6 protein-coding genes are annotated in these 7,570 nt (G+C 43.5%); 1 reads left to right on the top strand and 5 read right to left on the bottom strand.

Going from position 1 to position 7,570, the window contains the following annotated elements; genetic code table 11:
* Positions 1-418: 418 nt before the first annotated feature.
* Together QUA40_RS26750 and QUA40_RS26745 are read right to left on the bottom strand one after the other, a co-directional pair.
* A complete protein-coding gene (locus tag QUA40_RS26750) occupies positions 419-1,279 on the bottom strand; it encodes a DUF6920 family protein (RefSeq protein WP_333131498.1) in 861 nt (286 codons plus the stop codon).
* 46 nt (positions 1,280-1,325) lie between these two features.
* Positions 1,326-1,700, bottom strand: a complete 375-nt coding sequence (locus QUA40_RS26745; RefSeq protein WP_333131495.1) for a DUF1257 domain-containing protein — start codon at positions 1,698-1,700, stop codon at positions 1,326-1,328.
* Positions 1,701-1,962: 262 nt separating this feature from the next.
* Here QUA40_RS26745 and QUA40_RS26740 point away from each other — a divergent pair, with 262 nt between their 5' ends.
* Positions 1,963-3,159, top strand: a complete 1,197-nt coding sequence (locus tag QUA40_RS26740) for a WD40 repeat domain-containing protein (RefSeq protein ID WP_333131493.1) — start codon at positions 1,963-1,965, stop codon at positions 3,157-3,159.
* A gap of 1,180 nt (positions 3,160-4,339) precedes the next feature.
* On the opposite strand, the gene QUA40_RS26735 is transcribed toward QUA40_RS26740, so the two are convergent.
* From QUA40_RS26735 to QUA40_RS26725, 3 genes are all read right to left on the bottom strand, one after another.
* Positions 4,340-4,828: a transposase gene (locus QUA40_RS26735; protein WP_333131491.1), complete on the bottom strand. Its 489-nt coding sequence runs from the start codon at positions 4,826-4,828 to the stop codon at positions 4,340-4,342.
* Between the two features lie 12 nt (positions 4,829-4,840).
* Positions 4,841-5,215, bottom strand: a complete 375-nt coding sequence (locus tag QUA40_RS26730; RefSeq protein ID WP_333131489.1) for a hypothetical protein — start codon at positions 5,213-5,215, stop codon at positions 4,841-4,843.
* Between the two features lie 313 nt (positions 5,216-5,528).
* Positions 5,529-7,244 (bottom strand): ATP-binding protein, encoded by a 1,716-nt coding sequence (locus QUA40_RS26725; RefSeq protein WP_333131487.1) that lies wholly within the window; start codon positions 7,242-7,244, stop codon positions 5,529-5,531.
* Positions 7,245-7,570: the final 326 nt, after the last annotated feature.

Here is a 7,570-nt window from a genome sequence, read left to right as displayed (position 1 = left end):
AGTCACAAAGCTTTGACTTTCTCAAGTTACACAAATTTGGTATTTTTGAACCAACACTCAATGGAACTGCTGCTCGAGCGAACCCTTAATTAATTTACGAATGATTTGCGAGCGCTATATGACCGATAGAGACAAAACGATGTAGACAAAAAGCCAAATAAGGGATAAGTTGCATAGGTTTTGCCAGTAGTGTTACCACCGCAAATGATTGTGAGATCGCCAAGGGTAAATTCGGCTTGCTTTAAAACACCAAGATTTTTAATTTTAATTTTCATTGCCGTATTCCTTGAGTGATCGCCCACCATTATCACTTTTTAACCATGCCAACAGCCGAAAACTCGTAGCGATTCGGACGATCGCGCTTTAGCATCAACCTTTCAATAATATCGCCCCCAACTCGATCGATCGCAACCAACGCTTACCCTGCAAACTCATAGGCAATATTCGTGATGCGGCCACGCCAGTAGGGCAATAGCGAGCCATTCGGCAGTTGCCACGCCACCTCACCTTGTAGCGGAATCCGCATACCGTCTCGCAATTCGTAGTCCCAGAAGCGGCCTTGCCAGGGCGCAAACACCAGCCCGCCCTTAACTGCACGGGCGCGGGCCTCGGCGCGGATAGTGGCGATTAGCCCTGCTTCATCAAAGCCGAAATCCAGGGAAACAGTAGTGTCGCCATCCTGTAGCGTTGCTCTGGCCGAAGAATTGTCGATCCCCTCCCAGCGAACACCCTGACTCGGCAGCAGTCTCGTCGGATACCAAGCAGCCTCCGCGAAAAAGCGCATCAGTTCCCCAAGTGCCGCTTCTGGAGTGCCGCGGATATCCGCCAGATTCACCAGGCCCAGCAGCGCTGCATGGAGGATGCCTTCGCCAGAAATGTAGGCATCATGAACGAACGCATTGATACCGGGCATCATGGCAATTCGCCCGTCCCAGTCAAAGCCAGGGCGCTGAGTAATTACCAATTGAGTTGAGGTGAAGGCGCTCCATTTTTCTGCGGTTTCGCTCATGTTAAACGTGCCTTCGTGGGAAACCCGCGCTGCTACAATTAGCGGTTGTCCATCCTCGATCACCGCGCGAAAGTAGCGCTGCACGGGCTGGGGTAAATCGGCGATTTCCCGCGCATCAAATGTGAGAGGTTTAATCGGTAAGCGTGCAGCTTCAAGATTCGCTCGCAGTTCCTTGGTACCCAGATGCCATCGGTATGCTCCAAGGGCGATCGCGCCAACAATGCCAACTACAAGCGCCAGGATGATTAGTACGATCGCCGATCGCCACATGGTGATTCCTCTTGATACCTAAAAACGAGTTAATCTAGGGCGAGTCTTAAACCCATCGACCCACTACAACTCTCACGGTTCCATCTGCCAAAGTTTCCTCTTCTTCAACATGAAAACCCTCTGACTGCACCGCCGCCATCAAACTTTTGCGCGCGTATTTTTGACTAATTGAATTGACAAATTCCTGCTGATTAATTCGAGCGCCCCAAAAATCCGCCACCAATTCGTAATCCTCTCCGCTGCGGCGAAAACCCAAATCGTAACCATTGGATTGCCGAATCACGTACTCCGCATTAGTTTTGTCACCCCGATAACCCCGTACCTGCACATTGGACTCTACTTGATAACCCAACTCTTCCAATACTTGATGCAGCAGTTCGCCGTTCTTGATCTGAACCTTGATCGTTGTGAAGTGTGACATATCACTTTCGGATTGTTGTGTGAAACGCTGCTTTGATTATAATACCATAAACACCAACAGTCAATAAGTTAGAACTTGTGCTCTTAAACCCGGTTTTAGCGTCAGCGAAAGCAGCCAGGTTACAAGCCCCCGGATTCATACGTTCAGAAAATCACAACAGAGTATCTGATAACAATTCCCCCGATTTATCCATCCGTGAGTTCGCTTTATTCAATCCTCCAATTATTCAATCTAAAATCTAAAATCTAAAATCTAAAATCCTATGATGCCCGACAATTCTAACCAACCCAGAGAATATGATGCCGTCCTCGGCGGCCAAAGTCAAATCCCGATCGCCGCCGCTGTTTTGGGAGGCATCGCCGGGGTCAAGCAGCGCTTCAAAAGTCCTAGTATCGAGGCTCGGATTGCCGCTGTTAAAGATGCTCCTAAATACGGAGGCGCTGGTTTAAATTTAGCAATTGAGGCGCTGCTTGACCCCGCAGCAGAAGTGCAGCGAGTTGCTTATATAATTTTGTGCCCAAGGACAGAACCTCTAGTGCGCCAAGCTTTAAAAGACTTCGTGCCTTACAAGCTTTTTGACTGCATCCGCAGTGTGAAAACTGGGACAAATCTTGCGATTAGTCCCGGAGGTGATCGCACGGCGAGTTTGCACGGGAAAATAATTAGAATTTGTGATGTAGATACAGGAGAAATACTCTATACTGTTGACAAGTATCCCCGCGCTCAAGAAACTTTTGTACTTTGCCAAGAAAGCGAAGTTTTTGTGAGGAGCAGAAATACTCCGAAACATCGTGCGATCGAAATTTGGCAGGGAGGAGAATTGCGGCATACTGCCCTCGGACATGAAGGGGAAATTAGCGCAATTGTCGTCAGTCCCGACAGTCAAGTTATCGCCAGCGGTTCGGCAGATACTACTATCAAAATTTGGAATTTAGAGACGGGAAAGTTAATCTGTACCTTTGGCAATCTTTTAACTTGGGGAGCTCATAAAGCAGGAATTGTTAGTCTTGCTTTTAGCCCGATCGCACAAACTCTCGCTAGCAGCAGTTCTGACGGTACAATTAAGCTGTGGAACCTCCGCAGCAGAGAATGCTCCCAAACAATTAAGGGTTATGCGAATTGTCTGGCTTTCAGTCCAGACGGGCAGACTTTGGCTACTGGCGGCTGGGACAGAAATATTCAACTGCGGCAGCTATCGAATCCAGATAGTTCAATCACTTTGGCAGGGCATTTTAACTCGATAAATGCGATCGCCTTTAGTCCCGACGGACGCACTGTTGTCAGTGCTAGTGCGGATGGTAATATCAAATTTTGGAATGCCAGTAACGGCGAACATATTCACACTCTCAACGGACATCAAAACTCTGTTACTTGTCTTACTTTTAGCAGCGATGGTGAAACTATTATCAGTGGCAGTATAGACAAAAGTGTCAAAATTTGGGGAGTTATACCATTTTAGATTTTAGATTTTAGATTTTAGATTTTCACTTAAATAATTGGGACTGACTGATCGGCTATCGGTTTGGAGCTTGCCTACAGTTGCAATTTTATTGACAGCTATTAATTGAATTCCCGTTAATTCCCGAGTAACAAAATATTTTTTTGCCAAAATAAAAGATATTATTCTTGTATTTTTTATCACTCAACCCGAGCTTTTTTCGTCGTATAAACCCGGTTGAGCAAGGCAAGCCTGCGTCCAGAACTCTTATCATAAAACTCGCTCGGACGGACTTCTTAACTACAAACACCTGTTATAGCAATCCTAAATCATTATCCTGATTACGGTACAATTATATGCAATACTTGATTAGAAAAAAAAATGAATAACTTACAACGGCCAGAAAAAGATATGGAAAAAGAAATACCCCAATTAGAATCTTTCATTAAAAGTGATATCGATGCAAGAGAACTAAAATGAGCAATAGCTGTAAGGATGGCGCTATAAGGTAAGGTAACCTAACCGTGTGAAATTAGCAAAATCTTAGGTGTAAGTGAATTATTTGTGGGTTATTGGAAAAAAAAAATTAAAACCCCAGGCATCGAAGGAATAAAACTAGGATGTAAAGGCTCACAAGGGTATTTTACCGAGCGAAAAACGGAAGTAGTCTAGTGATTAAAGAATAAAGAATATTGGAATTTAGATAATTTAGTGACTTATGTAGAGCAAGAGTTTGGTGTGATATATCAATCCAAATAGAGCTATTATGAACTTTTCGCTCGGGCGAATATTAGTTAGAACAAAGCTCAAAAAATTCATCCCAAATTCGATGAAGAAATGAAAAAAAAACGGGAATAAATTAACGAGATTATATCTAAAAACAAGGCGGGCATAAAATCTGGGTAAATAATAGTATTGTTTTTAGATGAATGTCATCTACTTCATGGCGAAGAGACAGGCTATGTTTGGGGCTGTCGGGGCGACTTGTCGCCTATAACGCTGATAGGATAAGTCTCATAGCTCTTAAGCCTTGTTGATAATTAGGTAGTTTATGTGGAGACAAAGACATTAATTCAACAACAACCTGCCAATTACTAGATATTAAATCGACCCATGATTCACCCCATAGGCCAATATAAAAAGTGCTATGCCTAGCCTATTTTCTGTGACTTTCTGTTTTTCTGCTTAGATATTCTTGAACTTACTTTGATTTGATACTTATCCCTTGAATTATACTCTTCAAGTATGCTAGTGATAGCAAAATTAATAACTTACTCAATCGGTCGCCCGTTAAATTAGTCCTTTCCAAGTTATATCCTCCGCCCTTAAAGTCTCTAAACATTTCTTCAATTCCAAATCTTTTCGCATAAGCATCAACCGCTGCTTGTAGCTCTGCCAAACTTGTCAAAATATACCAAAGCTCTTTTTTAATAATATTTCGATATTTCCCCAACCATTTACCTGCTAGATTAAATCCCTCAATGGGTGCAGTTTTACGAATTGTTACTTCTTGATTGAAAAAGCTATTTCCTGGCTCTAATCCTAGCATTTTTAGTTCAGCCCATAACTCCTCTTCGGTCTTGATGCAAACATTCTTTTTTAGTCGCTGCAAACAGAAATCTACTTTCTGCTCCCTCAGCCAGTTGGCGAGGGTAATACTACAAAATTCACGCTCTCCCAATACTAGCAAGCTGTAATCTGATCAGGCTGCGAATACTGGCGTTAATACGAATTGTTGATTTTCTAATGTACTGTTCCCTTGTTTATCAAGCATTTTCCAATAAATAGGAATGCCTCTCTTTCGCCAAATCATGCTGACCATCAAAATATTATTTGATTGCCATTTGGTTCGGTCTATTGCTAAATAGATCACATTATTCTGTTTAACACTGCTTTTAATCCAATTAATTACTACTAACAACCAAATGTCATCTAAATCCCATTCATCATTCGATAAAAATCTCTGAACTTTTTTTCTTCTACTTTCAAATTTAATCGGCATCGCTAGTTTTGTCGCTATGCTTTCTAATGTAACTTCTTTAATCGATTGCACTACTTGAATCAATAAAATTGTCAACAATTAATTAGAGTGTGTGAGTTTTTCTGACAAATGAGCATTATATGATTGTGGTATCATTTAATTGTTTTTTGGGTAAGAAGCTTTCTTACTCTATCTTTCTTCAGACGATTTGGCTATAGTTACTTGCCTGTCTGGTTTTTAGGCGACATGTCGCCCCGTCAGTAAATAGTGTTGTTCACACATATTGTTTTTTTGGCAAATTGCCAGTATCCAACTATTATGATACTGCCTTATTATTATAATATATTAAATTGTGCCACTCATTTAGGATTGCTATATCAACCGGTTTGCTGTCAACTGTCAACTGACTTCATGCCTGCATCACCACCCGTTCCGGGAGACTGACAATAAAAGTTGAACCTTTACCGTCTTCGCTTTCGACGCTAATTTCGCCGCCGAGAATTTGACACAAACGCTGGCTAATTGTCAATCCCAAACCCGTACCTCCGTATTTGCGGGTAGTCGAAGCATCAGCTTGGGTAAAAGGTTTAAATATCTGCTCTAATTGCTCGTCCGTCATGCCGATGCCGGTGTCGCTGACTCGAAACATTAAAACTTGAGAAGTGTAGTTTGAACCCGATTGAAAATCCTTATTTTTATTTTGTTTGGCCGGTCTTGATTTTTCAATTTTAATTCTTTCCACGCCGATAGTAATGACGCCTTTTTCGGTAAACTTTGCAGCATTGCTGAGCAAATTGAGGAGAATTTGTCGCACTTTCGGTTGGTCGGCGTACATTGTGCCGAGTTCGCCTTTTGTTTTCAGTGCTAAAGCATTACCTTTTTTTTCTACTAGCGGTTGAGCAGTAGTCATCACTTCTTCAATCATCGTTGCCACGTCGAAGTTTTCCAAATAAAGGGTGACGTGACCGGCTTCTATTTTGGAAATATCGAGGATGTCGCTAATCATATCCAGCAGGTGTTTGCCTGCGGTTTGAATTCTTTCTAAGTCCGGGAGAAAGTCTTCTGAACCGGAATCTTGAGCATCTTCTTGCAGCATTTCGCTGTAGTTAATGATGGCGTTGAGGGGAGTGCGTAGTTCGTGGCTCATGTTGGCCAGAAATGCACTTTTCGAGCGGTTGGCAGCTTCGGCGGCTACTTTTGCTTCGTGCAATTCTTCTGTGTATTCTCCTACTCTTTGGATTAATTCGTTGAGGGAAATTGCTAGCATTCCCACTTCGTCGGAAGTAGTGACGGGCACTTGCAGGTCAAAGTTAGATTCTTCTGTCACTCGCTGAGCGATGAGGGTCGTGGCTTCTAAGGAGCGAGCGATCGCCCCACTGGTGTATGCTGCTAGAATTGCTGCGATCGCCCCTGATATCAAGAGAGAGCAAACGAGAATGAGAATTCCGAGTTTTTCGGCATTTTCGTAGGTTCTCAATGCCTCGTCTGCTTTCTCGCGAAAGTTGCCGGCCAGTTGGGCTGAATCCTCGGAAAACTCTTTGAGTTTCAAAGCAGTTTCGCCAGCCACAAAATTGTTCAAGTTCTGCCCCAAAGCCTGCTGCTGCTTCGGATTCAAAGCAGATAATTTCGCAGCCGCCAACAATTTTTGTACTTGTTGAAAGTAGGATTCTACGGTTTTGCCGTTGGCTTCGGCGAATTTTTGAAGCTGTTGGTAGTCTTTGGCAATCTCGGGATTCTTCGTCTGCGACGGGGTTTGCAGTTGTTCGAGGATGCCGCTCATCTGAGCAACGCGAGTCAGGAATTCCGAGCGTTGGCGATCGAAAATTTGCGGTTTGGCCGTCAGACTCGCCAGCTCTTGCTGCTGAATTCTGACTTCCTGCACCGTGTTATTGAGGTTTGTCAGGATTTCCGCTTTATCTCGGTCGATCGCTAGTTTTTCTCTAACTTGCTGTTTGTGATAGGATTCAACTCCCCGTCCCGCCACAGCACCCAAAACGGCAATACTAATGACCAAGGCGTATCCGCAGCCGATTTTCTGCCTGATACCCAAACGGCCCAACAGACTTTTCAACCCTATTTGAGGACGGTTATGCAGTTGATTTTTCAAAGCTAAGGTTAAAGACATGGGCAATGTACTCGTCACCTTTGAGAAGCACCATCTATATTCTAATTGATGCCTGCCGGAGGGTAAATAAAGTTCTGGCTTCGGACTAGGTTTCGGTAGTTATTGGGTCTTTGCAGGGTTCCACAGCTCGATCGGCTTGACAATTTGCCGCAGTTATGGGTAACAAATTATAGCAGAAGGAAGAAGGCTCTTCGGCTGCCTTCGGCTACACGAGCGGGCAAGTCGCGGTTCCTGAGCGAAGTCGAAGGGTAGTAAGCTGTTGCACATTTAAACTGTGATACAAGCATTGCCCTTATTTTTGATTTTGCGACCCCATTTAATTATTA

Origin of the sequence: Microcoleus sp. Pol11C3, assembly GCF_036701485.1 — a bacterium.
Classification (GTDB): domain Bacteria; phylum Cyanobacteriota; class Cyanobacteriia; order Cyanobacteriales; family Microcoleaceae; genus Microcoleus.
The sequence above is the reverse complement of the archived record's forward strand: the minus strand, read 5'-3'. Positions and strand labels throughout refer to the sequence as shown.

What these genes read in the sequence shown, in the direction of transcription:
- QUA40_RS26750 (WP_333131498.1), bottom strand. Translation starts at nt 1,279, where the DNA reads ATGTGGCGATCGGCGATCGTACTAATCATCCTGGCGCTTGTAGTTGGC.
- QUA40_RS26745 (WP_333131495.1), bottom strand. Translation starts at nt 1,700, where the DNA reads ATGTCACACTTCACAACGATCAAGGTTCAGATCAAGAACGGCGAACTG.
- QUA40_RS26740 (WP_333131493.1), top strand. Translation starts at nt 1,963, where the DNA reads ATGATGCCCGACAATTCTAACCAACCCAGAGAATATGATGCCGTCCTC.
- QUA40_RS26725 (WP_333131487.1), bottom strand. Translation starts at nt 7,244, where the DNA reads ATGTCTTTAACCTTAGCTTTGAAAAATCAACTGCATAACCGTCCTCAA.